This is a genomic window from Serratia sp. H1w (assembly GCF_000633355.1).
GTDB lineage: Bacteria > Pseudomonadota > Gammaproteobacteria > Enterobacterales > Enterobacteriaceae > Chania.
Genome location: NZ_AYMQ01000077.1, coordinates 1 through 26,028, shown reverse-complemented (window position 1 = coordinate 26,028; position 26,028 = coordinate 1). Strand labels below are relative to the sequence as shown.

Sequence of the window (26,028 nt, the reverse complement as noted above, 5' to 3'; positions counted from 1 at the left end):
ACTTCTTTACTCAGAACACCGGCCTGAAATGGTATGCTGCGGGCTGGATAAATTGACCACACAGCAGGAGCTTACCGTAGAGATGTCCGTGCGCATTTTTGCTGCCTTGGTGCTTTCGGCACTCAGTTTTAGCATGCAGGCCGAAACCCTTAATGAAAGCTACGCTTTCGCCACGCTCGGTGAGCCGAAATACTCCACCGACTTTAGCCATTTTGACTACGTGAACCCGGCGGCCCCCAAGGGTGGCGACGTTCGGCTGGCAGCCATCGGCACCTATGATAACTTTAACCGTTTTGCCTCACGCGGCGTTCCCGGTGAGAGAACCGGGGAACTCTACGATACGCTATTCACCAGTTCGGACGATGAACCTTCCAGCTACTACCCACTGATTGCAGAATCGGCTCGCTACCCAGCAGATATGCGTTGGATGGAGCTGGATATCAATCCACGTGCTCGTTTCCAGGATGGCAGCCCGATCACCGCCGCCGACGTGGCCTTTACCTTCAATAAATTTATGACCGAGGGCGTGCCACAATACCGTTCTTATTACAAAGGGGTGAGCGTCAAAGCCCTCTCGCGCCTGACCGTACGCATTGAACTACCCGCACCAGATAAAGAAAAAATGCTCAGCCTGCTGAGCACCAGAGTATTACCCCAAAGCTTCTGGAAAGATCACAAGCTCAACGAACCGCTAAGCACGCCTCCCCTCGGCAGTGGCCCGTATAAAGTCAGCAGCTATCGTTTGGGTCAGTACATTACCTATGAGCGCGTACGTGACTACTGGGCCGCCAACCTGCCGGTGAATCGAGGGCGCTATAACTTCGATACGCTGCGTTACGACTATTACCTGGACGATAAGGTAGCGCTGGAAGCCTTTAAGGCCGGGGCCTACGATTTCCGCATAGAAGGTTCACCAAAAAGCTGGGCCACCCAGTATCAGGGCGGTAACTTCGCGCGCAACTTTATCATCAAGCAGGATGAAACCAATCAGGCGGCACAGAATGCCCGCTGGTTGGCATTTAATATCCAGCGCCCGATTTTCGCTGACCGTCGGGTGCGGGAAGCCATTACGCTGGCCTTTGACTTCGACTGGATGAACAAAGCGCTGTATTACGATGCCTACCAACGTGCCAACAGCTATTTCCAGAATACCGAATACGCCGCCACCGGCTACCCAGACGCCGCAGAACTGGCCTGGCTGGCACCGCTGAAAGGCAAAGTGCCAGCAGAAGTATTTACCTCGATCTATCAGCCCCCAACATCAGACGGCAGCGGTAATGACCGCGCGAACCTGCTGAAAGCCACCGAGCTACTGAAGCAAGCTGGCTGGGAAGTAAAAAACCAGCAGTTGGTTAACAGCAAAACCGGTAAACCCTTTACCTTTGAGCTAATGCTGTTAAGCGGTAGCAATTTCCAATATGTGTTGCCCTTCCAGCACAACCTGAAGCGGTTGGGCATCGATATGCAGATCCGGGAGATTGACGTCAGCCAATTCACCCGCCGTATGCGCGAACGTGACTTTTATATGATGCCGAAGGTCTATGCCGCCATGCCGTTCCCCAGCGCCGATCTGCAGATTGTCTGGGGCTCAGAATACCTGGACTCCAGCTACAACAGCCCTGGCGTTAGCGATCCGGCTGTCGATGCATTGATAGCACAGATCATGGAACATCAAGGTGATGAGAAGGCGCTGCTATCCCTTGGCCGAGCGCTGGACCGGGTGCTGACCTGGAACATGTATATGCTGCCGATGTGGTACTCCAATCACGACCGTTACGCCTATTGGGACAAATTCTCTTCGCCAGCAGTGCGCCCAACCTATGCCATTGGGTTTGATAACTGGTGGTTCGACGTCAACAAAGCGGCACGCTTGCCCGCGCAACGGCAATAAGGAGTCTGTAGGTGGCCGCTTATCTGATCCGCAGATTACTGCTGGTGATCCCTACCCTGTGGGCGATCATCACGATTAACTTTTTCATCGTGCAAATCGCGCCGGGCGGGCCGGTCGATCAGGCCATTGCCACCATTGAGATGGGGCAAAGCAGTGGCTTTGGCGGCGGTGGCGCAGGTGAAGGCTTAGGGCATATGAAAGCTGGCGCTGGCAACGTGGGCGAAGGGCAATACCGTGGCTCACGCGGCCTGGATCCCGAAGTGATCGCCGAGATCACCAAACGCTACGGTTTCGACAAGCCGCTGCACGAGCGTTATTTCACCATGCTGTGGAATTATATGCGTCTCGACTTTGGTGACAGCCTGTTCCGTGGCGCTTCGGTGATGCAACTGATCGGCCAAAGCCTGCCCGTTTCCGCAACCCTGGGATTATGGAGCACGCTGATCATCTACCTGGTGTCGATCCCGCTGGGGATCCGCAAGGCCATCCACAACGGCAGCGCCTTTGACACCTGGAGCAGCACGCTGATTATCATCGGCTATGCCATTCCGGCATTCCTGTTCGCCATCCTGATGATCGTGCTGTTCGCCGGTGGCAGCTATCTGGATTGGTTCCCGCTACGCGGGCTGGTGTCCAGCAACTTCGATACGTTGCCGTGGTACGGTAAAATCACCGATTATCTCTGGCATATTACCCTACCGGTGCTGGCAACGGTGATCGGTGGCTTTGCCACCCTGACCATGCTGACCAAAAACTCGTTTCTGGATGAGATCCGTAAACAATACGTGGTCACTGCCCGCGCCAAAGGGCTGGACGAGAAGAAAATCCTTTACCGCCACGTGTTCCGCAACGCCATGCTGCTGGTGATCGCCGGTTTCCCGGCCACCTTTATCAGCATGTTTTTCACCGGCTCGCTGCTGATCGAAGTGATGTTCTCGCTTAACGGCCTTGGGCTGCTGGGCTACGACGCCACGCTGCAACGCGACTATCCAGTGATGTTCGGCACACTCTATATATTTACCCTGATCGGCCTGCTGCTGAATATCATCAGCGATATCACCTATACCCTGGTCGATCCGCGCATTGATTTCGAGGCCCGTCAATGAGCCGCTTAAGCCCCATCAATCAGGCCCGCTGGGCACGTTTTCGCAGCAACCGCCGTGGTTACTGGTCGCTATGGATTTTCCTGGTGGCCTTTGTGCTCAGCCTGGCCGCCAACCTGATCGCCAACGACAGGCCACTGCTGGTGCGCTATGAAGGCCGCCTGTATGTGCCCTTTATGGTCAACTACAGTGAAACGACCTTCGGCGGGGAATTGAATACCACCACCGATTTTCAGGATCCCTTTGTCATCAAGCAGATTGAGCAGCACGGCTGGGCCGTCTGGGCGCCGATCCGTTTCAGCTACAACACCATCAATTTCGCTACCAAGGTGCCCTTCCCATCGCCGCCGTCGAGCCAGAACTGGCTTGGCACCGACAGCAACGGCAGCGATGTGTTGGCGCGGGTGCTGTATGGTTTCCGTATTTCGATGCTGTTTGGGCTGGCGCTAACGCTGTGTTCCAGCGTGATTGGTATCTGCGCAGGAGCGACGCAAGGTTATTACGGCGGTCGCTTCGATCTTTGGGGGCAACGACTGATCGAGGTCTGGTCGGGGATGCCTACGCTGTTTCTGATCATCCTGCTGTCCAGCATCATCCAACCCAATTTCTGGTGGTTGCTAGGTATCACCATCCTGTTTGGCTGGATGAGCCTGGTGGGCGTGGTACGAGCCGAATTCCTGCGTACCCGCAATTACGATTACATTCGGGCGGCCAGAGCGATGGGCGTACCGGATCGGGTAATTATGTATCGCCATATGCTGCCTAACGCCATGGTGGCGACGCTGACCTTCCTGCCGTTTATTCTGTGTGGCTCGATCACTACCCTCACCTCTCTGGACTTCCTCGGCTTCGGCTTGCCGATCGGGTCGCCTTCGTTGGGCGAACTGCTCTTGCAGGGCAAAAACAACCTGCAAGCGCCTTGGTTGGGCATCACCGCCTTCCTGGTGCTGGCAGTGCTGCTCTCACTGTTAATCTTTATCGGCGAAGCGGTGCGCGACGCCTTCGACCCTAGCAAGGCGCATTAATATGACCACTCCTCTGCTCGCAATTCAGGATCTCAGCATCGCCTTCCGCCAGGGGGGCAGCTTGAATCAGGTGGTCAACGGCGTCTCGTTGCAGGTTGAACAAGGGGAAACGCTGGCCTTGGTGGGTGAATCCGGCTCGGGTAAAAGCGTGACCGCTCTGTCCGTGTTACGGCTGCTGCCTTCTCCTCCGGTGGTGTATCCCGGTGGGGATATCCTGTTTAACGGCAATTCGCTGTTACACGCATCGGAAGCCGAACTGCGCAAGGTGCGTGGCAACCAGATCTCGATGATTTTCCAGGAACCCATGGTGTCGCTCAATCCCTTGCACACCATTGAAAAACAACTGGCCGAAGTGCTGATGCTCCACCGGGGCATGCGCCGCGATAGCGCCCGCGCCGAAATCATTCAGTGCCTGGATCGGGTCGGTATACGCAATGCCAAGGGACGTCTGAAAGATTATCCTCATCAACTCTCCGGCGGAGAACGTCAGCGTGTGATGATCGCCATGGCGGTGCTGACCAAACCTAAACTATTGATTGCCGACGAACCAACCACCGCACTGGACGTGACCATTCAAGCGCAGATCCTGCTGCTGCTGAAAGAGTTAAAGCAGGAACTGGGCATGGGCTTGCTGTTTATCACCCACAACCTGAATATCGTGCGCCGGTTGGCGGATAACGTAACGGTGATGCGCCAAGGAATATGTGTGGAGCAGAATAGCCGCGACGGCCTGTTTAGCGCCCCACAACACGCCTATACCCGCCAGTTGCTGGCTGCGGAGAGTCTGGGTGAGCCTCTGCCACTACCGGTCAGCGATAAGCCCATGCCGCTGCTGAAAGTGGAAAATCTACAAGTCAGTTTCCCGATCAAGCGTGGCCTGTTACGGCGCGTTGTCGATCAGAACTACGCACTGAAAGATCTGAGCTTTGAAATACAGCCAGGGGAAAGTGTGGGTTTGGTGGGGGAATCGGGTTCAGGCAAGAGCACGACCGGCCTGGCGTTACTGCGTTTGTTAAGCTCGCAAGGCACCATCTGGTTTGAAGGCCAGCCGCTGCATCAGTTCAATAACCAGCAGATGTTGCCTTACCGCAGCCGGATGCAGATCGTGTTTCAGGACCCCTATTCCGCGCTGAACCCACGCCTGAACGTACTGCAAATCATCGCCGAAGGATTGGAGGTCCACCAGCAGCTGACCGCAGAGCAACGCGAACAGCGGGTGATTGCAGCGTTGGAAGAAGTCGGCCTGGATCCGGCCCTGCGCTATCGTTACCCTACGGAGTTTTCCGGCGGACAGCGTCAGCGTATCGCCATTGCCCGCGCGCTGATCCTGCAACCGCAACTATTGATCCTGGACGAACCGACATCATCGTTGGATAAATCGGTACAAGCGCAGATCCTGACGCTGCTGAAATCGCTACAGCGCCGCCACCAGTTGGCCTATCTGTTTATCAGCCACGATTTGCAGGTGGTGCGATCGCTGTGCCATCAGGTGATCGTACTGCGCCAGGGCGAAGTCGTGGAACAGGGGGATTGCCAGACGATTTTCAACGCACCTGCTGCTGCCTACACGCAGCAGTTATTGCAGTTGGTTGATTAACGGCATCATTCAGAAGGGGTACTGCGCGCTGAGTTGCTCGGCAATCGCAGCACCCACGTTTTTTAAGCGGCACATGGCAGCACTCTCATCGCATTGATGAACGAACAGGCAAGGCTCACCTTCCCATTCGACGATGGAGCAGTTGACCTGGATCTCTTGCAGAGACAGGTTGAGTTGCTGCATGACCCGCCAGGCTTCGCGCCCGTCATGGCTGAGCAGCTTCAGGCCGATCAGATCGTTATCTTCGTCTATGCCGCTGAGCGGAATCGGTTCAACCTTGCTGCCGGTAAAACCTGATAGCCAACGATAACTTTGCGGCAAGCGATGCACTACCGAAAGCTGGAAACTATCCACATGAAATCCCTAGTATGAAAAGATGAAACACTTTTTACATCACAGGATGACTTAGTTATAGCCGGGATCACCCGACTTTGCCGCCCACAAATGTTATTTTTAAGTAAAATCTGCAACAAACAATTAACCGCATCCTGCGCTTGCTGATATCACTCACTTTTTCTCCACCGTAAAAGTTTCTCACACGGCGTTTTGCTACTCAGCTCGCATTTTTGCGTTATATGTAACCCTTTCCAGCCGCGATCTCAACATTTTTTTCTTGCAATGCAGTTACTTTAAAATCGGTTTAATTTTACATTGTACAAACATATCGCCCCAATACCCAATGCAGAGTAAATCAATAATATATTGATTTAAAACAACATTAACTCAATTAACCATTCAGAAAATTCCCTATCAGCCAGCGGGTTGCACCTCTGGCTACCGGGGAAAAAATCGCCGTCATATTTAACAAAAAAACTACAGTTCGTTTGGCTGACGTTTAGTTAGTCTGCATATATTTAGCAACAAACTTAAGCTTGCAAGAGGGGAAAGCGGAGTCTAGCTCTGACCCCTCTCCCATAGTGAGAGGGAGCCAGTTCAGCGTCATGGATAGGTTATGTGACACTGCGCCCGTGCCAAGATCAGATGCAGGAGTCAATTGGAAGTACATTCGGTCCCCTCTCCTTTTGGGAGAGGGTTAGGCTGAGAGGGGAATTCAGACAGGATTATTGCGTGGACGGCTGGCATAGACATAGAACAACACCGCAACGATGCTGCACAACGCCATCGATGAAACCATCGGCCACGCACTTTTGCCAGGAGCCAGAGACAGTATTGCCCCGACCATCGCGCCAATGCTGAAGCGCAACGTTCCGGCCAGCGAAGAAGCCGTGCCCGCCATATGAGGGAAATCGTCCAGGATCACCGCCATCGCGTTCGAGGAGATCATGGCGATACAACCGAGGTAAACCGCAACCCCCAGCACCAATGCCCAGAAACCCAACCCGCTGGCGGTGACGGCCAGCAACCACACGCCCATCGTCAATTGTACAAACAACCCAAGGCGGAACATCTTCACCGCCCCCAGGCGACGCACGTTGCGGCTGTTAATCAGGGTCGTCAGGAACAGAAACACGATGTTCAGCGCAAAGTAATAGCCAAAATGCTGCGGTGAAACGTTATTCAGCTCGATGTAGACGAACGGCCCGGCGCTGAGGAAAGAAAACATCCCGGCAAACGAGAAGGCACTGGCCAGCATATAGCTCAGCACGCGCTTGTGGCGGAACAGCGAGCCGAAATTCCTCAGCGTAGTGCGCAAATGGAATTTTTGCCGCCGCTCCTTGGGCAACGTCTCCTTGATAAAGAACGCCACCAGCACCGACCCCAACAGCGCAGCCGCCCCCATCGTCCAGAAAATGGCATGCCAACTGAACCAGAGCAGCAGCACACCACCGATCATCGGCGCCAGCAACGGCGCAATGGTCATCACCAGGATCACGAACGACATCATGCGCGAGAACTCGTCCTTGGTGAACATGTCACGCATCAGGGCGTTGATCACCACGCTTGCCGCCGCTGCGGCCAGCCCATGCAGGAAGCGCAGGTTGATCAATTGCTCCACCGATTGGGCCATCGCACAGGCCCCACCCGCGATAGCAAAAATCAGCGTGCCCCACAGGATCACCGGCTTGCGGCCAATGCTGTCGGACATCGGGCCATAGAACAGTTGGCCAACGGCAAAGCCCAGCATGTAGGCACTGAGCGTCATTTGCACACGGCCCGACTCCACGCCGAACTCCTGGGCGATTATCGGCATGCTGGGCAAGTACATGTCGATCGCCAACGGCATCAACATGGACAGCAGGCCCAGAATAAAGATCAACCCGAGGTGGGAGGTCCGGTTCTGTTGCACGTTCAACGACTCCTTGGTCGGTCGCAATAATTAATCCAGCAGGTGCGGTGCGCCTACGCTGGCAATCTCTTCTTCGGTCAACGGGCGGTATTCACCTGGGGCCAAATCATCATCCAGCACAATGACGCCAATACGTTCACGGTGCAATTCGATGACCCGGTTACCCACGGCGGCAAACATGCGCTTCACCTGATGGTAACGCCCTTCGCTGATGGTGAGACGTACCAGGGTAGCTTCGATTTGTTCCAACTTCGCAGGCTTGGTCAGATCTTTTTCGTTATGCAGCTGCACCCCTTGCTCAAACTGCTGAGCGGTATCGGCGGCCAACGGATGTTCCAAGGTCACCAGATAGGTTTTCTCACACTGATGGCGCGGTGAGGTGATGCGGTGCGACCACTGGCCGTCATCGGTCATCAGTACCAGGCCGGTGGTATCGATATCCAGGCGCCCTGCCGCGTGTAGTTTGTACGCAACGGGTTCTTCCAGGAAATAGAGCACGGTCGGATGATCCGGATCGTCGGTAGAACATACGTAGCCCTGTGGCTTGTTGAGCATAAAGTAACGTGGCCCATTCAGCTGTGACAACACGTTGCCATCAAACCGCACTTCCTGTTCCGGAGTCAGCTTGAGCGACCCGCTTTTGACCACTTCACCGTCGATGGTGACACGTTTTGCACGGAGTTCACGCGCTACCAGCGCACGGCTGATACCCAACTGCTGAGATAAAAACTTGTCCAGTCGCATTGAATCTGCTTTGCCTGTCGTTGTTAAGATCACATTGATCTGATTGCTGAATATGACGCCCCGTTGCCGCATCAGGTGCAAAGAACAGGGTCGAAGAGGATGTTCGCGTAGGGAAGCCGCTTAGTATAGCGATGGAAACGGTGCCATAACAGGGGTAATTTCCATGCTTCTCGCACTGCGTAGCCACAGAGGGCATAATAATAGAAATTTTTCCGCCGTCTGAGGAGCAAAATGTCACAATTTCAGTGGAATGTCACAGCCCACTTCAGCGAGCGATACTAACCCATGGCTTTTACCCTACGCCCCTATCAGGTTGAGGCCGTTGACGCCACCATCAAGCATTTCCGTCAGCATCCCGAACCGGCCCTGATCGTGCTGCCAACCGGTGCGGGCAAAAGCCTGGTGATTGCCGAGCTGGCGAAGCGCGCCCGTGGCCGGGTGTTAGTGCTGGCCCACGTCAAGGAACTGGTGGCGCAAAACCACAGCAAATACTGCGCTTACGGCCTGGAAGCCGACATCTTCGCCGCCGGGCTACAGCAAAAAGAGAGCCGCGGCAAAGTGGTGTTTGGCAGCGTGCAATCGGTGGCGCGCAATCTCCCGCTGTTCGACGGCGCATTTTCATTGCTGATCGTCGATGAATGCCACCGCATCAGCGATGATGACGACAGCCAATATCAGCAGATTATTCAACATCTGCAAAAAACCAACCCGCAACTGCGCCTGCTTGGCCTGACTGCGACCCCTTACCGGCTGGGCAAAGGCTGGATTTATCAATATCACTACCACGGCATCACCCGCGGCGACGGCAACAGCCTGTTCCGCGACTGCATTTATGAACTGCCGTTGCGCTATATGATCAAACACGGTTTTCTGGTGCCGCCAGAACGGCTGGATATGCCGATCGTGCAGTACGATTTCAGCCGCCTGGAGGCCAGGAGCAACGGCCTGTTCAGCGAAGTCGATCTCAACCGTGAACTGAAGCAGCAAAACCGCATTACGCCGCACATCATCAGCCAGATCGTCGAATACGCTGAAACCCGCAAAGGCGTGATGATTTTTGCCTCAACGGTGGAGCACGCCCGCGAAGTTTATGGCCTGCTGCCAAGTGGAGAAGCGGCGCTGGTGAGTGCTGAAACGCCGCCAGGTGAACGTGACGCGCTGATCGAAGCCTTTAAGCAACAGCAGTTGCGCTACCTGGTTAACGTAGCGGTACTGACAACCGGCTTCGATGCGCCCCATGTCGATCTGATCGCGATTTTACGGCCTACCGAGTCCGTCAGCCTGTATCAGCAAATCGTTGGGCGCGGTTTACGCCTGGCGCCGGGCAAGACCGACTGCCTGATCCTGGACTACGCCGGCAATCCCCACGATTTGTTCACGCCGGAAGTGGGCGTCAGCAAACCTCATTCAGACAGCCAACCGGTGCAGGTATTTTGCCCCGCCTGCGGCTTTGCCAACCTGTTTTGGGGTAAATGCACCGAGAACGGCGACATCATCGAGCACTACGGCCGCCGTTGTCAGGGCTGGCTGGAGGATGACGAGGGGCATCGCGAGCAGTGTGACTATCGCTTCCGTTTCAAATGCTGCCCGCACTGCGGCGCGGAGAACGATATTGCGGCACGTCGCTGCCATCAATGCCAGGAAGTATTGGTCGATCCGGATGACATGCTGAAGGCGGCGCTGAAGCTGAAAGACGCGCTGGTATTACGCTGCGGTGGAATGGAGCTGCAAAGCGGTAAGGACGATAAAGGCGAGTGGCTGAAGGCCACCTATTATGACGAAGATGGCACCAGCACCAGCGAACGTTTTCGCCTGCATACGCCCGCGCAACGCAAGGCCTTCGAGATGCTGTTCCTACGCCCTCACCAACGGGCACCAGGCATCCCCTTCGGTTGGCAAAACGCGGCAGACGTGCTGGCTCAGCAGGCGCTATTGCGCCATCCAGACTTCGTCGTCGCCCGCAAACGCGGCCAGTTCTGGCAGATACGCGAAAAAGTTTTTGATTATCAGGGCCGCTTTCGCCGTGCCAATGAGTTGTATTAGGCCTGCGCGGCAGGTTTTGATTGCCCACGGAGCGGCTTTCCGTTAAAATGCCGCCCGCTTTACCTGGGTTCGCCCAGTGTGAAAGCAGGTTATCGAGCCTGTTACTGGGTCGCCTGTAGCAGGGTAAATTTTCTTTCAAGAGAAAAAACAATGTTCACTATCAACGTACAAGTACGTAAAGACCAGGGTAAGGGTGCGAGCCGCCGCCTGCGTGCAGCAAACAAATTCCCAGCTATCATCTATGGTGGCGAAGAAGCTGCGATTGCTATCGAACTAGACCATGATTCTGTCAAGAACATGGAAGTTAAACCAGAATTCTACAGCGAAGCAGTAACTCTGGTTGTCGACGGTAAAGAAACCAAAGTTAAGGTTCAGGCTGTACAGCGTCACCCGTTCAAGCCAAAATTGGCTCACATCGACTTCGTTCGCGTTTAATCGCCACGTTATCGATTTTCGGGACGCCGAAGTGAAAAACGCCGCAATTGCGGCGTTTTTTATTGGTTGCGATTCGGCAACAGCTTATTTACCGCCCGTACGACGTTGCAGTTGATCGCGCAGGTTCGGTGGCGTACCTCTGATCGTCAGGGTATCAGTGGCCGCATCCCAGAAAATACGCTCACCCAACAGCATCGCATCAAAGTTCAGGCTGATACCGCCACCGCTGCCGGCAAATTTGGTCAGTTGGCGTAACGTGCCGCGATCGGCCGGGAAGCTATCCTCCAGCTCGTAGCCCTGTTCGCTGGAAAACTGCAGGAAATCCTTCTCGCCCACTGGAGCGATCTCTTTCGACAGTTCCTGCAACTCGATCTCTTCCCCCGCCTGCAACTGCTCATTGCAGTAGGTGTAAACCTGCTGGCGAACGTTCTGGCGTTCGTGCTTGCCTAATTGGGCATCGGCACAGTAATCATCCACCGCCTGTAACAGTCCACGGTTTTGCGCCTTGGTATCCAGCCCTTCCGATGCCGCCAGGAAGTCCATAAAGAAATCGGAAACCTTGCGCCCTACCCGCCCTTTAAGGAACGTCAGGTAACGGGTCGATTCTGGGTTGGTTTCCCATTCGGTCAGATCGATACGTGCCACAATGTCCGCGTGGTTGATATCCAGATAGTGGGTGGTACGGATATCCAGCTCTTCATTGACGCGCGTGCTGTTGCAGCTGTTCAGCACGGTAATCAGCAAGTATTCCACCGCCAGATAGCGGTAATGAGCGAACAGCACGACGCCACCATCGGCAAACGGGTATTTGGCCAGCTCGTCACGCAGACGACCCGTAGCGGCACGGCTAAATGCGAGGAAGTCTTCATCACCCTTACGACAGTTACGCAACGCATCCGCCAGTTCGCTCTGCTCGTTGAACAGGCCGTAAGCCTTGCTCTTGGCGCTGTATACGCGATGCAGTTCTGCCATCATCTCTTCCACCGCCGCATTGGTGGTAAGAAGGGAATCGCGCAGCACCACTTCCAGCGTCTGCTCATCGCGTTTTACCAACTGGTGCAGTGCTATCTGCTCGATATCCACACTCATGATCATTCCTCCTGTTCTTTGAGCGCGTATTCAAGCACTGAAGAAGCCGAAAGACAACGGGCATGGCAATCCCTTAACGATCTTCACGCTATAAAAGAGCGGAAAATCACGGCTCTATACGGTAAGATATGGGACTTTGTCGAGCTTTGAGCACAATCTTTATGCCACAATCATCTCGTTACAGTGACGAACACGTTGAACAACTGCTCTCTGAGCTGGTCAATGTTTTAGAAAAACACCATACTCCCACCGATCTCTCTTTGATGGTGTTGGGCAACATGGTAACCAATTTGATCAACACCAGTATCGCTCCCGCCCAGCGGAAGACACTGGCCAGATCCTTTGCTGAAGCCCTACAGGCTTCTATCCGTGAAGATAAAGCGCATTAATAATTACTTATGGTGACAAACCGTCAGCGTTATCGTGAAAAAGTCTCCCAGATGATTGGTTGGGGGCACTGGTTCGCCTTATTTAATATTCTGCTCAGTATCGGGTTGGGCAGCCGCTACCTGTTTGTTACCGACTGGCCGTCCTCTTTGTTGGGGCGCGTCTATGCGCTGGTCAGCCTGCTCGGGCAGTTCAGCTTTATTGTCTTTGCCGCCTACCTGCTGATCATCTTCCCGCTCACCTTTGTGGTGATGTCGCAGCGCCTGCTGCGATTTATTTCCGCGACGTTGGCCACCGCCGGGCTGACGTTGCTGCTGGTCGACAGCGAAGTCTTTACCCACTTCCACCTGCACCTTAATCCGGTGGTGTGGGAGCTGGTCGTCAACCCGGACCAGAGCGAGCTGGCGCGCGACTGGCAGCTGGTGTTTATCGCCGTGCCGGTGATATTCCTGGTCGAAATGCTGTTTGCCACCTGGAGTTGGCAGAAGCTACGCAGCCTGAACCGGCGCAATTTCGGCAAGCCGCTGGCGGTGCTGTTCATCTGTTCGTTCTTTGCTTCGCATCTGATTTATATCTGGGCGGACGCCAATTTCTATCGGCCGATCACCATGCAGCGCGCCAATCTTCCACTCTCTTACCCGATGACCGCGCGTAAGTTCCTGGAAAAACACGGCCTGCTCGATCCACAGGAATATGAACGCCGTCTGATGCAACAGGGCAATCCAGAAGCGGCAGCCGTTGAATACCCGCTCAACAGTCTGAACTACAGCGATAAAGGCAGCGGCTATAACCTGCTGATGATCGTCGTGAACGGTGTTCGTACTCAGGATATGTTGCAAGACATGCCGGGTCTCAGCCGTTTTGCCGAGGAAAACATCCGCTTCAGCGATCATTACAGCTCCGGCAATCACGCCGATACCGGTTTGTTTGGCCTGTTCTACGGCATTTCGCCTACCTATCTGGATGGGATCCTGGCCGGGCGCAAACCCGCCGCGTTGATTAGCGCGCTGAGCGATCAAGGCTATCAGTTCGGCCTGTTCTCTTCAGACGGTTTCAACGCCACGCTTTACCGCCAGGCGCTATTGACCGATTTCTCGCTACCGCCGGAACCCTTCGTGCAGAGCGACGCCACCACCACTCAACAGTGGCAGAATTGGTTGGCCACCCAGAGCGGCAATAGCCCTTGGTTCTCCTATATCAATTTCAGCGGAGCCAAATTGCCTGAGGGCGATAATAATAAGCTTTCGCCGGAGGCCTTCACCCAACGCTATCGTAGCGGTGCTAAAGACGTCGATGCGCAGATCGAGCAGGTGCTGGCCACGCTGAAAGAGAAAGGCATGCTGGATAAAACCGTGGTGGTGATCACCGCCGAGCACGGTATCGAGTTCAACGATACGGGCAAAGGCCACTGGGGTGCGGGTACCAGCTTTAACCGTAGCCAGTTGCAGGTTCCGTTGGTCATTCACTGGCCGGGCACACCAGCACAAACCATCAACAAGCTGACCAATCACAACGATGTGATGCGTACGCTGATGCAACGTCTGCTGCATGTGAAAACACCGGCTAACGACTACTCGCAGGGCGAAGATTTGTTTGCCGCACAGCGTAAGAACAATTGGCTCGCCACCGGTACCGGCAGCCAGTTGGTGATCACCACGCCAACCCAGACGCTGACGTTGGATGGCAACGGCAACTATCGTGCCTACGATCAGGATGATAACGAACTTAAGGACGAGAAACCCCAGTTGGCCTTGCTGTTGCAGGTGCTGACCGATGTAAAACGCTTTATTGCCAACTAACTGCTTAAATCTGAAGCAATCGGCAAGGTAGCTGCTTGAATTTGCATCTGAAATGGGTAGTATAGGGTTCTGCGTCGGCATGTAGCGCAGCCTGGTAGCGCACCGTCATGGGGTGTCGGGGGTCGGAGGTTCGAATCCTCTCATGCCGACCAATATTCGATAGAGAAACCAACCATTTATGGTTGGTTTTTTTATGCCTGAAGTTTGGCAATCATATCGCCGGCCAAAAACCCCGTAGCAATGATTAGCCAACAAACTCAACTCTGTGGGCATGCAACCAGATACAGATCGTGGACAGGCATACTCGCATCAAAACCACGCACTCTTTCTGGATCATCAATAGCCGGATCGGCAAGTTGCTTAGCTATATCATCGACACTGACATCTTCGACATATAAAGTCGCATCGGTCATTTTATTGCAGTTAAAATACGTGCCCATTAACACCATTTTCCCTGGCGTCGTGTAGCTCTCCTGCTTATTGACCAGTGCAACCACACCATCCGCTCGCTTAGCTGCAACAACATAGCTTTCTTCAGAGCGATCAAAAACATAGGCGTCATTTTGTGGGTAATCCGTCCAAAGATTGGATTTTTCAGCAAACAGTTCTTCCAGTTTCACCAGCGGCTTTAGTGCATTTTTTTTATCCGCGTCTTGTGCCAGTGCTGAAGTCACCACGCCAATGTAACCAACCGATAACGCACCTAACAAGAGTAGTGATTTTTTCACGGTTTTAATTCCATTTTGAAAAAGTTTAAATAGGGCAGATTAAATAATAACCTTATGACATGTAAAAAGAAGTATTGAACAACCAAGCATCTTTGCACGCAATTATGATGGGTGTATTCAAACAGACGTGCATAGATCAGTACGCATAATAAATACCAATGGTTCATACCTTGACAAATAGTGTGTGGCAATGATTGAGCACACACTCACCAGCATAGGCCACGCTAAAATTTTCCGCCTGCCCTCTTGCACTTACCCCGTCCCTTCGGTCAGAATAACTGTATACATAAACAGTAACGTTAGGGTTGGGCTATGTTCGTTGAATTGGTGTTTGATAAGCGCAATGTCGCAGGGATCCCGGGTGCCGATGAAATCATCAAGGCCGAGCTGACCAAGCGGGTGCATCGCATCTTCCCGGATGCCGAGGTGAAGGTAAAACCGATGCAGGCCAACGGCCTCAACTCGGACGCCAGCAAAAGTGACCGCGAGAAGCTAAACCGTATGCTGGAAGAGATGTTCGAAGAGTCTGACCAATGGCTGGCCACCGATATATAAAAGGCCAAGGCGCAGTACATACGCTGCGCCGCAGCGTAAATGCCCAAAGACAAAAAACCCCAGCATTTCTACTGGGGTTTCTTATATGGTGCCGGCTACCGGAATCGAACTGGTGACCTACTGATTACAAGTCAGTTGCTCTACCTACTGAGCTAAGCCGGCGAAATCTGTCGGAACAGGTACTGTTTCCGTGGAGCGCAATATAATACAGCCAACCGGGAACAATCAAGCGTAATCAACAGATTATTTATCCCGTTGATTAAAAAACAGCTTATGTGCCGACTTTCTCATCAATGGCTTGTTCTTCAAGGCTTAACACCTGACCAATAAAGTCCACAAACAGCTCCAAAGCCGTGCTCCGCTGCCGCCCCAGAGGCAATTGCAGCTGTAAGGTACGCTGGCTGAGCTGCTCAACAGCAAAAGATTTGAGGATCAGGCCTTGCGGCTGTAACAGCGGCATTGCGGTAAATTGGCTACAGATGGTGACCGCCAGCGGAGAGCCCTGTAAAAAATAGTACAACGTGGAGAAATTATCGCAGGTCAGCACTGGCTCAATAAAGGTGCCGTTCATCTGACAAGAGATATCAAACAGCTGGCGTACCGTGGAACTCGGTTCAGGTAAACACACCGGATACTGACAAAGATCGGTCAGAACCACCTGCCTGTCGGCTAATGGGTGATCCTTTCTCATCAACAGCAAGACCGGCGCTGGCCATGAAGCCGCTACCTCAACCCCCCGCTCTGGGTGCAAGCTAAACTGCAACACCATGTCACATTCACCATTGCGTACCAACCGCGCCAGGGTTTTAGTATCTGCCACCGTCAGCGTGAAGGTGACGGCTGGATGCAAGGCACGAAAATTCGCCATCAATTGGGGCATCAGCATAAAAGCGACCCCGTTGCTGCAAGCGATACGCAACGCGGTACGCCGTACGGCCTTCAATCCTTTGATCTCGGCCACCGCCTGCTCAATATTCAACAGGCTCTTACGGATGTGATTTTCAAAAATCTGTCCGGCCTCGGTCAGCACCATCCCCCGCGCGTGGCGTTCAAATAATGGTGTCCCAATCTGCGTTTCCAAACGCTGTATCTGTCGGCTGATCGCCGATACCGCCACAAATAGTTGTTCGCTGGCCGCGCTGAGTGAACCACAGCTGGCGACCACCAGAAAAAAGCGAACTTCGCTGCTCAACATACGGTGCCTCTCCTTGGTGCATTGCTTCGCATCAGAGCAAATAAGCATTGCTTTTAAAGCAAGGCTTGTTTGTTAAATGGACAATTGTGACAAACCCCGATTTTAGCTTAGATAACCAACACAACAAGTAAAACAACACAATGCAAACACAACGGGGAAAATACTCATGACGGGTGAACAGGCCGTCGCTTTGGCGACAGCGTATTTTGACAGTGGCGAATTCCGCCGAATATTGGCACGCCGTATAGCTCTGGCCACGGAAAGCCAACGGCATGAGGACGATGCCGCCATTTTGCTTTACCTCGAGCAAGAAATCATGCCGCCGCTACGAGCGCTGGGTTTCGAACTACAGCTGTTCGATAACCCGGAAGCGACCAACCGCCCATTTCTGATTGCCGTGCGTATTGAAGATCCTTCATTACCCACCCTGCTGAGCTATGGCCACGGCGATGTGGTCTTCGGTGACGACGAAAACTGGCGTCCTGGTCTTTCGCCCTGGGAGCTGAGCGAAGAAGGCGACCGTTGGTATGGCCGTGGCAGCGCGGATAACAAGGGGCAGCACAGTATCAATCTGGCGGCGCTGGAGCAGGTATTCCAGGCACGCGGTGGCAAGCTGGGGTTCAACTGCAAGCTGATATTCGAAATGGGTGAAGAGATCAGTTCCCCAGGGCTGGCGGCCATCTGCCAGCAGCACCGTGAATTACTGCAAGCCGACCTGTTTATCGCCTCCGATGGCCCACGGCTTAACGCCACACAGCTTACGCTGTTCCTCGGCTCACGCGGCTGTATCAATTTCCGTCTTAGTATCCACGCCAGGGATAACGCCTACCACTCGGGAAACTGGGGAGGACTGCTCAGCAACCCCGGAACCCAACTGGCTAACGCTATCACCTCACTGGTCAATCAACATGGGCAACTGCAAGTTGCAGCACTGAAACCCGCGCCTCTGGACGACAATCTGCGATCCATCTTGCGCGAACTCAGCGTGGGTGGCCAAACGGGTGATCCAGAGATCGATGAAAACTGGGGGGAAGCCGGTCTGACCCCAAGTGAGCGGTTGTATGGCTGGAATACGCTTGAAGTGCTCGCTTACCAAACCGGTAATCCAGCCCGGCCAATGAACGCCATCCCTGGCAACGCAACGGCGGTGTGCCAGTTGCGCTTTGTGGTAGGCACCGACTGGCAAAATCTGGTCAGCCATATCCAACAACATCTGCAACTGCACGGTTTTGGCAATGTCGAGGTGGAGTGGCTGCACGGCTCACCGGCCACCAGGCTCAACCCACAGGATCCGCTGGTTCCTTGGGCGCTGGAGATCCTGCAACAAACCAGCGGCAAAAAACCCGCTTTGCTGCCCAACCTGGGCGGTTCGCTGCCAAATGACGTTTTCGCCGATACTCTAGGATTACCAACGCTGTGGATCCCCCATTCCTACCCGGCATGTGGTCAACACGGGGTTAATGAACATATGCTGAAATCCATCGCCCGCGAAGGGTTGCAGATCATGACTCGCCTGTTCTAGGAACTAGGAGAAGAAAGTGCCAACTCCATCCTGGCACAACGCCAGGCAGGAGATAACTCATGAGTGCGATAACCCAACAGGACAGCATAGCGGCCAAGCCCAATTTGTATAAGACGCTGTTCGCCACCTGCATCGGCAACGCGCTGGAATGGTTCGATATCGCGGTTTATGGCTTTTTCGCCAGCTATATCGCCCATGCTTTCTTCCCAACGGAAGATCCGGCCGTTTCGTTGCTGCTGACCTTCGGCAGCTTTGGCGTCTCATTCTTGATCCGCCCATTGGGTGCCGTGGTGCTCGGAGCCTACGCCGATCGCGTCGGCCGCAAAAAAGCCTTATTAATGTCCATCAGCCTGATGCTACTCGGTGGCGCGATTATCACCTTTATGCCCTCCTACGCCACCATTGGGCTGGCGGCTCCGTTGATGATCCTGGTTGCCCGGTTGATTCAGGGGTTTTCCGCCGGAGGAGAATTTGGCAGTTCAACCGCTTTTCTGGTCGAACACTTCCCGGAGCGCAAGGCGTTTATCGCCAGTTGGCAGTTCGCCACGCAGGGAGCCAGCACGCTGATGGCCTCGGCTTTCGGGTTAGGCATGACTCAATGGCTGACTGAAACACAAATCCAGGACTGGGGATGGCGTATTCCGTTTGCTTTCGGGTTGCTGATTGGCCCGGTAGGTCTGTATATCCGCCGTCATGTCCATGAGCCAGCCAGTTTTGTGCAGCAACAGAAGCCCACAGCACCGCTGAAGATGTTGGTCGGTAAGCAGAAAAACCTGCTATTGCTGGCTATCGGGCTGATGGTGATTTCCACCGCCATCAATTACATGCTCAATTATGTGCCCACCTATGCCACCAAAAACCTGAACCTGTCAGGATCTGCCGCGTTTAGCGCCACCCTGCTGGCCGGCGTGATTTTAACGGTCGTGACGCCGATAATGGGATTGTGGGCGGAAAAAGTTGGCCGACTGCCGCTAATGTGGGGCTCGCTGCTGCTGTTGCTGCTGACGATTTACCCGGCATTCCTGCTGGTAGTGAACCACACCTCGCCCATGATGCTGATGTTGATGGTTGGTTGGCTGGCCTTGTTGAAATCCATCTACTTCTCGACGGTGCCTTCGGTGATGGCCGATCTGTTCCCGATGGCCACCCGCGCCAGCGGTATGGCGATCAGTTACAACGTGGCCGTCACGGTATTCGGTGGCTTTGCACCGCTGATTTGTACCTTGCTGATCACCGCGACCGGGACCAGCCTCGCACCAAGCTATTACCTGATGATGATGGCATTGCTTAGTGGCTGGGCATTGTTAGGCAGCAAAAAGCATTTGCGAAACCACTGATGATCCAAGCAACCCTACGTTAAAAACCGGTTAGAGCAATCTCAGGCCATCAAACGATGGCCTCTTCATTTCGAGCCAACGCGAGAAAGGCACACGCGGCACCGTTAGTTTCCCCGGTTCGGCTAACCAGCATCAGGTTAGCGGCCAGCTCAGGCTCATCCAGGACACGGTATACCAATCCTGGGATAGGTACCTGCGCCAAGGGTTCAGGAATCAAGGCAACCCCCAACCCAGCCGCAGCTAATGCCAATACGCTCAGAGTGCTGGCAGTGCGATGGGCAATATTGGGTTGATGACCCAGCATTTGGATGAGCATGTTGAGCAGATGCTCATCAGCATCATGTGCGTCGTAGAAAATCAGGGGTTCTGTCGCCAGCATGGCAACTTTCAGCCGCGATTGTGTGGCTAAAGGATGGTCGTCTGACATCGCCACTCGCCTTTCCCAATAGCCAATCTGCTCAGCGACCAGAGCCGGAGCGTGTAGTTTTTGATGGTCGGGCGTATAGCCAATATCCAACTGTCCAGCCAGGATAGCGTCCGCTTGTAACTGCGGAGGGAGCTCCTGCACGATCAATTCAACATCCGGATAAGCTCGATGGAAAGCGCGCAGATCGCGCATCAGCTTGCCGCTAAACACCGCATTACCGGCAAACCCCACCCGCACGCAGCCCATTTCGCCGCGTAGGGAACGTTGTACGATAAATTTGGCATGTTCGGCCTGAGCAAGGGTATTACGTGCCTGAGTGAGCAGTAGGTTACCCGCTTCGGTCAGTTCTACACGGCGACTGGTTCGCACAAACAGCGGCCCTCCCAACTCCTCCTCCAACGCACGGATTTGCATACTCAGCGCTGGCTGTACGATATTCAGCCGCTCAGCGGCGCGACCAAAATGCTTCTCTTCTGCCACGGCCAGAAAATACCTTAGGTGACGCAGCTCCATTTCAACCTCATTAATCAATTATAATGATTGATCAGTCATATCAATGCATTGGATTTTATCAACCATAGAGAGGATGCTCAATCCCATCAGCACTGTCAGGTGCCTTTCTCTCAAGGAATCAACCATGCAACATCATATTGAAGATCGTCTCCAGATAACCGACCTTATGACCGGTTGGATCCACCGCGATTTGGGGCAATGGGAAGCTTTGCGTCAGCTATTTCATCCCGACGGCACCATTGAAGTGACCTGGTTTGAGGGCCTGGCCCGCGACTTTATTGATGGATCGATGAGAATGGGCTCGTCAGATGCCAGAACCAAACATCTGATTGGTACCCCAGTGGTAAGTTTCAACCAGGATGCCACCAAGGCAATCGTCGAAACCAATGCGGTGATCGTCGGCGAGAATGTCAAGCTGAATGTCGGCTGTGAGGGCCATAATCGCTTCTACGATCGGGTAGAGAAGCGGGACGGCATCTGGAAGCTGTTGCACCGCCAAAGTATCTACGATATGGCAACCTTCACCTTCCCGATGGGGTTGGTGGAAATCGATAGCGCCGTAGTTGCCAAGTACCCGCGTGAATATGCGGCGCTGGCCTACATGCTGGAAAAAAGTGGCTTCCCCGTCAAACGCGTTTTTGCCACCCGAGGCAGCAGATTGGAAATAGAAATGAAGGCCGCGGGCCTTGCCTGGCTGCAAGCCTGAATATTCTCTTTATCTGCTCCAAAATCACCACAAACAAAAAACCCCAAGCTCTTGCGAGCTTGGGGTCAGTATTTGGCGGAAGGACAGTCCGCTTCTCAACTGCACAAATCAAGGCAATGCCGCCTAAAATTTAAATATTAAACAATCAGTTATATTTATTTCCTATCAAAGCAGCACAACCACCCCTAACCTAAATCAACCATTGATGGCATACTCAATGGCATACTGACATCTCAAGGACTTCGCAGATGGCACTACTCACCGATACCAAAGCCCGGAACATTAAACCGGATGATAAGCCCTTATCGCACGGTGGCATCACCGGCCTGACGTTACACCCCTCCACCAGTAAAGGTCACGGTAAATGGGTTTTGCGTTATGTTAGCCCAGCAACCAAAAAGCGACGTAATGCTGGGTTAGGTAGCTATCCCGAAGTTAGTATTGCCGAAGCAGGCAGACAAGCGCATGCCATGCGTGAGCAACTTACTAACGGGATTGATCCGTTAGAGGCCAAGAAATCAGAGTCCAACAAACCAGTTATTCCAACATTCAAAATCGCCTCCCGCCAGGTACATACTGATCTACTTCCCGGCTGGAAAAACGACAAACATGGGAAACAGTGGATAGCAACTCTAGAGCAACACGCCTTCCCCTCTATCGGCTCGCTGCCGTTGGATACCATAACGCCTGCGCACATGGCTGAAGTTTTACGCCCTATCTGGTTATCGATTCCAGAAACAGCCAGTCGAGTTAAGCAGCGCTTGCATGCTGTTATGGCTTGGGGGTGGGCGCATGGTCATTGCGTGGCAAACCCTGTCGATGTTGTCACTCATCTTTTGCCTCAACAACCTAGTAAAGCGATTCGAACAGAGCATCAACCCGCAATGCCTTGGCGAGATATCCCGAACTTTGTCGCTGTGCATCTACGCAATGCCAGACGTTTTGATTTAACCCGTTCGCTATTAGAGTTGCTCATCCTGACAGCGTGTCGTTCGGGTGAGGTAAGGGGAATTCAGTGGTCAGAAATTGATTTCAAAGCTGCGGTATGGACTATCTCTGCCGAACGCATGAAAGCAGGTATCATTCATCGGGTTCCGTTGGTACCAAGAGCCATTGAGATCCTGGAGGGTATGCAAGGATTACATGACGAGTTGGTGTTCCCTTCCCCCCGCAACCAATCATTACTGTCCGATATGGTGTTAACTTCTTTCTTGCGCCGCGTCGAAGCACACAGTGATACGCCTGGACGTGTGGCAACTGCCCACGGTTTCCGCTCTAGCTTCAGAGATTGGTGCAGTGAGAAAGGCTATCCTAGAGATCTAGCTGAAAGAGCCCTAGCTCATACGGTGCAAAACAAGGTTGAAGCAGCGTATCATCGTACTGATTTGTTGGAGCAACGTCGGCCAATGATGGAAGATTGGGCTGGTTTTGTCATTAAGCAAGCGAATGGAAGTTGATTATATCAAATATAAAACATGCGCCCCCTACCAGATTAGCAAATTATCCCTACACCACACCTTAAGCGAAAAGTCAATCAACAATGATAGAATATATTAACAGTGCTAGTGATGCTACTGACGCTGTTAACTTCAGCCAACTTATAATTGCGCTTAATTAGATTAGCTCAGGCCTGAACTGACTGTGTTTCCGTGGATAAAACACAATCTTATCTGACAGTCGGCTTTGAGCTGTGAGTTCAACGGGTCGAAGCAGCTCTATCCTTAAACGAAGGGGCACGCTCCATATGCCCCTGTCATGATGGCTCAGCCCGTGGCGACTAGAGCTTCCTTAGCTAAGCGTTGCATGTTTAACGATCGGGTGCTCAGACCGGCCCTGGCGAACCGATAGCGCATATACGAGGAGATATCATCCTCGTGCGAGGAAACGATCAACTGGCGATTGCTGAACTCGCACCGAAGAAGATCAGTTAAAGAGGCGATATTCACCTCATCCAGTGACTGGGACGGATCATCGATCAGGATCAGCGGTACATTTGAGTAAACTCTATTCAGCGCGAGGAAAAATCCTAGGCTGAGCGCCGACACCTGCCCAGAACTCATCGACAGAATCGCATCATATTCAGACTTCTCGGCTGTAAGAAACCTGAGCTCTTTACCATCTTTGCTTTCAATAAACAGACCCAAACCACGCTGATAGTTTTGGATAAGCCTTCCGCTATAAATATGGAAAATCAGCTCAATTTCAGAAATCGTTTGTTCCGAGTAGCGGCGTTCTGTTTTCTCCAAAGTAGCCTTTAGGCGAGTAACCTTACCTTTAGCAATCTGTGCTGCCTTGGTTTCACGTTGAATGACCTGTAGTTCATCAAGGCACTGCTTGAGCCTTCCGCTCTGGGCCTCGTTTGCTTTAGCTGCGATATATAGCTCTTTGTCTTTCAACTTCTGAAGCTCAACGATATAAAAGTCCTGCAGCTCTTTGAAGGCAAATGTGGTGACATTTCTCCAATCTTGCGGCAGAGGTTCTGTCTCAGCTGCTTTCTGGCTTCTGATGAAAGCTATCAGAGTCTGAGTTCGAGTGTCTACCTCTTCATCATTTTCGGAGAACGAATGGTTTAGTTGTACCCCTAAGTCTTGAAGCCGAGAGGCGAGTTGGTTAATCGCTGGCAACCGAGCTTTATCACGGAGCAAGGAACTGTGTAGGGCACTGTTATAGCCAACGGATAGCTGCGTTACCCGGCCTTGTATCTGAGCGTCAATTTGAGCCAGATCTGTAGCCATCAGCCCAGTGAGATTTATCAAGGTCTGGCCATCAGCGTTTAGTACGTCATTGATCTGCGTAGATCGGAGCTCAATCTTTTGCAGCATAGCGTCATGGGATTGCCAGTCCGCCCCACACAGTGGGCAATGCCAATCATTAGGATAAAGTTTAGCGTGCTCAGTCACCAGCTCTGTTTTTAGACGATTCAGCTCGGCTACAGCGTTGTTATTAGAGCTGCTCTTTTTCTGAAGCGAATCACGAGTAACTATTTGTTCAAGGAACCATTCCAAACGCCCTTGGGGCCATCCAGTAAGGCTCTTGGCCTCATCGGCCTTGATGACTGTTGCGCCACGTTTGATAATCCCTCCACGTTTGAACAACTCGTTCAATTCTTTTTTGGCGGCATCGAGGCCATCCAGCTTGTTCAAATCATTGCCAAAACGCGCCAGGATTTTTATGGAGTCCTTGTTAAGTTCTATAAAATTTTCAATCGAGTCATTTTTATCTCTGATCTGTATTGCATTTTTTAGTAGAGCCAGTCTTTGAAGGCTCTGGATATTCTCAAGGTATTCTCTATGAATTTCCTCAGAGTAGATGGGGAAGGGGCTCTCTTTATCCCAGCCAGGTTGTAGCTCTGCAGTGGAAATTTTTTTATATTCAATTTCTCCTAGGCCAGATTTAATCATTCCCTTGAGTAAGCCAGCCTCAGTTTCTAACTTTAATAAATCTGCAGCACGCTTAGGATCGCCAATGAACTTTGTAAGCCGCAAAGCGATAGCCTTACAGCTATCAGTTTCGGCTTTTACATCACTAATATTGAAAAGGTTGTTTAACGCCTCTTTACGTTTGTCTACTCGCGTGTGCAGGAGCTGGTTTTGGCCCTGCTCCAAATAATTCAAATAAGAAAAGTTTTCTTTGAAATTTTCGCCAAAAAGCTCCTCAATGAAGTTTTCGTTGCGAAAGTTTTCTGCAAAATAATCGCTTGAAGAGAATTCAGGTAGCTCGTAAAGCTTAAGGTGGATAAATTGGTCTGCTCGATTGTTTGATTTTTCGTCAAAGTTTGCTGCGGGAGTATGCCTTGCTAGAGTAAGCTTGCGTGAACCATTGATAAACTCTATTTTAATAGTTAAATCTTTATTGCCAGAACGATTATTCCAAAGGAGATTGTCATCATAATTCGTTTTTTTACCCATCATTAACGTGGTGAATAGGTGACAAATTCGTTTTATACTGCCAGTAAGCAATAACTCAATAGCATCGAATATACTCGTTTTTCCGAATCCGTTTGGACCATCCAATGTCAAAAGTGATGAGTCACCGAAATCCAGATGAATTTTTTTGAAAGCTTTAAAGCTTGAAACCTCAATTTTTGAAATTTTCCAGTTCATCGCTAATAAGTTCCTTGGTCAAGTCTTCTGTATTTAATTGGTCATGTTTTTGTATCGATTCATACGTCTTGGTAAGGTCGGATTCTGCTACAGCATCTTCAATTTGTAGACGGAGTGGTACTAACTCCACTTTGTTGATATTAATTGCCAAAAAAGGCAGCTTAATGAAAATTTTTGCAGCTGCACTGTACATAGTGGCCGCTGTGGGTTCATTTTTGTAAGTATCGAATTGTTTTTTGTCTGAGATCAATTCGTTTAGCTTGGCGAAGTTCAGCCCCTTAATTGCTTCAACTTCGGTGTCGCTATAGTAAAGCACGTATTTTTTGTAGAAATGGGGATCTTCTTCGATTTCAAAAATCTGTTCTTCGTAGTTTTTGAATTCGGCAAGCTTGTCGAGGTGATGAATGCAGATTAAATCGCAGTTCTTTTTAAATGCTGGATCAGCTGTGAATGCCACCGGCGCGGACTGGTTGATAGTAGCGTTGATATCGCCTGGCTTCATCAAATTATCTAACTTATGCAAAACTGCAAATCGGATCGCCGTACCGCTCTCTCGAACATATACCCAATAAACCTCAAGA

The 26,028-nt window shown here is 52.3% G+C and carries 22 protein-coding genes and 2 tRNA genes; 14 read left to right on the top strand and 10 right to left on the bottom strand.

The genetic code is table 11. From position 1 onward, the window contains the following. Positions 1 to 82: 82 nt before the first annotated feature. Genes U869_RS0118250 through yejF form a run of 4 tightly spaced genes read left to right on the top strand, consistent with a single transcriptional unit; the run spans position 83 to position 5,616 of the window. Entirely contained in the window at positions 83 to 1,891 is a 1,809-nt protein-coding gene (locus U869_RS0118250; protein WP_025120603.1) for an extracellular solute-binding protein, read from the top strand. Positions 1,892 to 1,902: 11 nt separating this feature from the next. Beyond that, entirely contained in the window at positions 1,903 to 2,997 is a 1,095-nt protein-coding gene (locus U869_RS0118245) for a microcin C ABC transporter permease YejB (RefSeq protein ID WP_025120602.1), read from the top strand. Further along, positions 2,994 to 4,019 carry an ABC transporter permease gene (locus tag U869_RS0118240; protein WP_025120601.1) on the top strand — a complete coding sequence of 342 codons (1,026 nt, stop codon included), beginning with the start codon at positions 2,994 to 2,996 and terminating at the stop codon, positions 4,017 to 4,019. Before U869_RS0118245 ends, U869_RS0118240 begins: the two co-directional genes overlap by 4 nt. Before the next feature lies 1 nt (position 4,020). Further along, a complete protein-coding gene (yejF, locus tag U869_RS0118235) occupies positions 4,021 to 5,616 on the top strand; it encodes a microcin C ABC transporter ATP-binding protein YejF (protein ID WP_025120600.1) in 1,596 nt (531 codons plus the stop codon). 9 nt (positions 5,617 to 5,625) lie between these two features. On the opposite strand, the gene U869_RS0118230 is transcribed toward yejF, so the two are convergent. The 3 genes from U869_RS0118230 to rsuA all read right to left on the bottom strand — a co-directional run bounded on the left by U869_RS0118230 (position 5,626) and on the right by rsuA (position 8,608). Further along, entirely contained in the window at positions 5,626 to 5,970 is a 345-nt protein-coding gene (locus tag U869_RS0118230; protein ID WP_021805874.1) for a YejG family protein, read from the bottom strand. 697 nt (positions 5,971 to 6,667) lie between these two features. Next, a complete protein-coding gene (locus U869_RS0118220) occupies positions 6,668 to 7,864 on the bottom strand; it encodes a Bcr/CflA family multidrug efflux MFS transporter (RefSeq protein ID WP_025120599.1) in 1,197 nt (398 codons plus the stop codon). Between the two features lie 30 nt (positions 7,865 to 7,894). Then, positions 7,895 to 8,608 (bottom strand): 16S rRNA pseudouridine(516) synthase RsuA, encoded by a 714-nt coding sequence (rsuA, locus tag U869_RS0118215; RefSeq protein WP_025120598.1) that lies wholly within the window; start codon positions 8,606 to 8,608, stop codon positions 7,895 to 7,897. 285 nt (positions 8,609 to 8,893) lie between these two features. Between rsuA and U869_RS0118210 the strand changes: the two genes are divergently transcribed. After that, positions 8,894 to 10,651, top strand: a complete 1,758-nt coding sequence (locus U869_RS0118210) for a DEAD/DEAH box helicase (RefSeq protein ID WP_025120597.1) — start codon at positions 8,894 to 8,896, stop codon at positions 10,649 to 10,651. 150 nt (positions 10,652 to 10,801) lie between these two features. After that, positions 10,802 to 11,086: a 50S ribosomal protein L25 gene (gene rplY / locus U869_RS0118205; protein WP_025120596.1), complete on the top strand. Its 285-nt coding sequence runs from the start codon at positions 10,802 to 10,804 to the stop codon at positions 11,084 to 11,086. A gap of 84 nt (positions 11,087 to 11,170) precedes the next feature. Here the strand turns inward: rplY and yejK are convergent, their stop codons facing one another. After that, the gene (gene yejK, locus U869_RS0118200; RefSeq protein ID WP_025120595.1) at positions 11,171 to 12,175 is read right to left on the bottom strand and encodes a nucleoid-associated protein YejK; all 1,005 of its coding nucleotides are present in this window, start codon (positions 12,173 to 12,175) and stop codon (positions 11,171 to 11,173) included. A 161-nt stretch (positions 12,176 to 12,336) separates the two neighbouring features. Here yejK and U869_RS0118195 point away from each other — a divergent pair, with 161 nt between their 5' ends. From U869_RS0118195 to U869_RS0118185, 3 genes are all read left to right on the top strand, one after another. Continuing rightward, positions 12,337 to 12,564: a YejL family protein gene (locus tag U869_RS0118195; protein WP_021805879.1), complete on the top strand. Its 228-nt coding sequence runs from the start codon at positions 12,337 to 12,339 to the stop codon at positions 12,562 to 12,564. A 9-nt stretch (positions 12,565 to 12,573) separates the two neighbouring features. After that, positions 12,574 to 14,361 carry an LPS biosynthesis-modulating metalloenzyme YejM gene (gene yejM / locus U869_RS0118190; protein WP_025120594.1) on the top strand — a complete coding sequence of 596 codons (1,788 nt, stop codon included), beginning with the start codon at positions 12,574 to 12,576 and terminating at the stop codon, positions 14,359 to 14,361. Positions 14,362 to 14,436: 75 nt separating this feature from the next. Further along, positions 14,437 to 14,513 (top strand) — tRNA-Pro (locus U869_RS0118185). Between the two features lie 105 nt (positions 14,514 to 14,618). Here U869_RS0118185 and U869_RS0118180 read toward each other — a convergent pair. Further along, a complete protein-coding gene (locus tag U869_RS0118180; RefSeq protein WP_025120593.1) occupies positions 14,619 to 15,089 on the bottom strand; it encodes a hypothetical protein in 471 nt (156 codons plus the stop codon). Between the two features lie 312 nt (positions 15,090 to 15,401). Here U869_RS0118180 and U869_RS0118175 point away from each other — a divergent pair, with 312 nt between their 5' ends. Further along, positions 15,402 to 15,644: a DinI family protein gene (locus U869_RS0118175; RefSeq protein ID WP_021178442.1), complete on the top strand. Its 243-nt coding sequence runs from the start codon at positions 15,402 to 15,404 to the stop codon at positions 15,642 to 15,644. A gap of 86 nt (positions 15,645 to 15,730) precedes the next feature. On the opposite strand, the gene U869_RS0118170 is transcribed toward U869_RS0118175, so the two are convergent. Together U869_RS0118170 and U869_RS0118165 are read right to left on the bottom strand one after the other, a co-directional pair. Then, a tRNA-Thr gene (locus U869_RS0118170) sits at positions 15,731 to 15,806 on the bottom strand. 109 nt (positions 15,807 to 15,915) lie between these two features. Then, positions 15,916 to 16,839, bottom strand: coding sequence for a LysR family transcriptional regulator (locus U869_RS0118165; RefSeq protein WP_025120592.1), 924 nt, complete (start codon positions 16,837 to 16,839; stop codon positions 15,916 to 15,918). A 166-nt stretch (positions 16,840 to 17,005) separates the two neighbouring features. Here U869_RS0118165 and U869_RS0118160 point away from each other — a divergent pair, with 166 nt between their 5' ends. Continuing rightward, the gene (locus tag U869_RS0118160; protein ID WP_029987487.1) at positions 17,006 to 18,361 is read left to right on the top strand and encodes a M20 family metallopeptidase; all 1,356 of its coding nucleotides are present in this window, start codon (positions 17,006 to 17,008) and stop codon (positions 18,359 to 18,361) included. A gap of 59 nt (positions 18,362 to 18,420) precedes the next feature. Beyond that, complete coding sequence (locus U869_RS0118155) at positions 18,421 to 19,698, top strand: MFS transporter (protein WP_025120591.1); 1,278 nt, start codon at positions 18,421 to 18,423, stop codon at positions 19,696 to 19,698. A gap of 49 nt (positions 19,699 to 19,747) precedes the next feature. On the opposite strand, the gene U869_RS0118150 is transcribed toward U869_RS0118155, so the two are convergent. Further along, positions 19,748 to 20,638 carry a LysR substrate-binding domain-containing protein gene (locus U869_RS0118150; protein ID WP_025120590.1) on the bottom strand — a complete coding sequence of 297 codons (891 nt, stop codon included), beginning with the start codon at positions 20,636 to 20,638 and terminating at the stop codon, positions 19,748 to 19,750. A gap of 124 nt (positions 20,639 to 20,762) precedes the next feature. On the opposite strand from U869_RS0118150, the gene U869_RS0118145 reads away from it, so the two are divergent. Together U869_RS0118145 and U869_RS0118140 are read left to right on the top strand one after the other, a co-directional pair. Next, positions 20,763 to 21,344 (top strand): nuclear transport factor 2 family protein, encoded by a 582-nt coding sequence (locus U869_RS0118145; RefSeq protein WP_025120589.1) that lies wholly within the window; start codon positions 20,763 to 20,765, stop codon positions 21,342 to 21,344. Positions 21,345 to 21,592: 248 nt separating this feature from the next. Next, positions 21,593 to 22,801 (top strand): integrase arm-type DNA-binding domain-containing protein, encoded by a 1,209-nt coding sequence (locus U869_RS0118140; RefSeq protein WP_025120588.1) that lies wholly within the window; start codon positions 21,593 to 21,595, stop codon positions 22,799 to 22,801. Positions 22,802 to 23,107: 306 nt separating this feature from the next. On the opposite strand, the gene U869_RS0118135 is transcribed toward U869_RS0118140, so the two are convergent. Together U869_RS0118135 and U869_RS0118130 are read right to left on the bottom strand one after the other, a co-directional pair. After that, on the bottom strand, positions 23,108 to 25,447 hold the full coding sequence (locus tag U869_RS0118135; protein WP_025120587.1) for an AAA family ATPase: 2,340 nt from the start codon (positions 25,445 to 25,447) through the stop codon (positions 23,108 to 23,110). Beyond that, a partial coding sequence (locus tag U869_RS0118130; RefSeq protein ID WP_025120586.1) for an ABC-three component system middle component 1 occupies positions 25,422 to 26,028 on the bottom strand: 607 nt, incomplete at its 5' end. The genes U869_RS0118130 and U869_RS0118135, both read right to left, overlap by 26 nt.

Excerpts from the sequence above, each read along its gene's own strand:
- U869_RS0118250 (WP_025120603.1), top strand. The coding sequence starts at position 83 with ATGTCCGTGCGCATTTTTGCTGCCTTGGTGCTTTCGGCACTCAGTTTT.
- U869_RS0118240 (WP_025120601.1), top strand. The coding sequence starts at position 2,994 with ATGAGCCGCTTAAGCCCCATCAATCAGGCCCGCTGGGCACGTTTTCGC.
- yejF (WP_025120600.1), top strand. The coding sequence starts at position 4,021 with ATGACCACTCCTCTGCTCGCAATTCAGGATCTCAGCATCGCCTTCCGC.
- rsuA (WP_025120598.1), bottom strand. The coding sequence starts at position 8,608 with ATGCGACTGGACAAGTTTTTATCTCAGCAGTTGGGTATCAGCCGTGCG.
- U869_RS0118210 (WP_025120597.1), top strand. The coding sequence starts at position 8,894 with ATGGCTTTTACCCTACGCCCCTATCAGGTTGAGGCCGTTGACGCCACC.
- rplY (WP_025120596.1), top strand. The coding sequence starts at position 10,802 with ATGTTCACTATCAACGTACAAGTACGTAAAGACCAGGGTAAGGGTGCG.
- yejK (WP_025120595.1), bottom strand. The coding sequence starts at position 12,175 with ATGAGTGTGGATATCGAGCAGATAGCACTGCACCAGTTGGTAAAACGC.
- U869_RS0118195 (WP_021805879.1), top strand. The coding sequence starts at position 12,337 with ATGCCACAATCATCTCGTTACAGTGACGAACACGTTGAACAACTGCTC.
- yejM (WP_025120594.1), top strand. The coding sequence starts at position 12,574 with ATGGTGACAAACCGTCAGCGTTATCGTGAAAAAGTCTCCCAGATGATT.
- U869_RS0118175 (WP_021178442.1), top strand. The coding sequence starts at position 15,402 with ATGTTCGTTGAATTGGTGTTTGATAAGCGCAATGTCGCAGGGATCCCG.
- U869_RS0118165 (WP_025120592.1), bottom strand. The coding sequence starts at position 16,839 with ATGTTGAGCAGCGAAGTTCGCTTTTTTCTGGTGGTCGCCAGCTGTGGT.
- U869_RS0118160 (WP_029987487.1), top strand. The coding sequence starts at position 17,006 with ATGACGGGTGAACAGGCCGTCGCTTTGGCGACAGCGTATTTTGACAGT.
- U869_RS0118155 (WP_025120591.1), top strand. The coding sequence starts at position 18,421 with ATGAGTGCGATAACCCAACAGGACAGCATAGCGGCCAAGCCCAATTTG.
- U869_RS0118150 (WP_025120590.1), bottom strand. The coding sequence starts at position 20,638 with ATGGAGCTGCGTCACCTAAGGTATTTTCTGGCCGTGGCAGAAGAGAAG.
- U869_RS0118145 (WP_025120589.1), top strand. The coding sequence starts at position 20,763 with ATGCAACATCATATTGAAGATCGTCTCCAGATAACCGACCTTATGACC.
- U869_RS0118140 (WP_025120588.1), top strand. The coding sequence starts at position 21,593 with ATGGCACTACTCACCGATACCAAAGCCCGGAACATTAAACCGGATGAT.
- U869_RS0118135 (WP_025120587.1), bottom strand. The coding sequence starts at position 25,447 with ATGAACTGGAAAATTTCAAAAATTGAGGTTTCAAGCTTTAAAGCTTTC.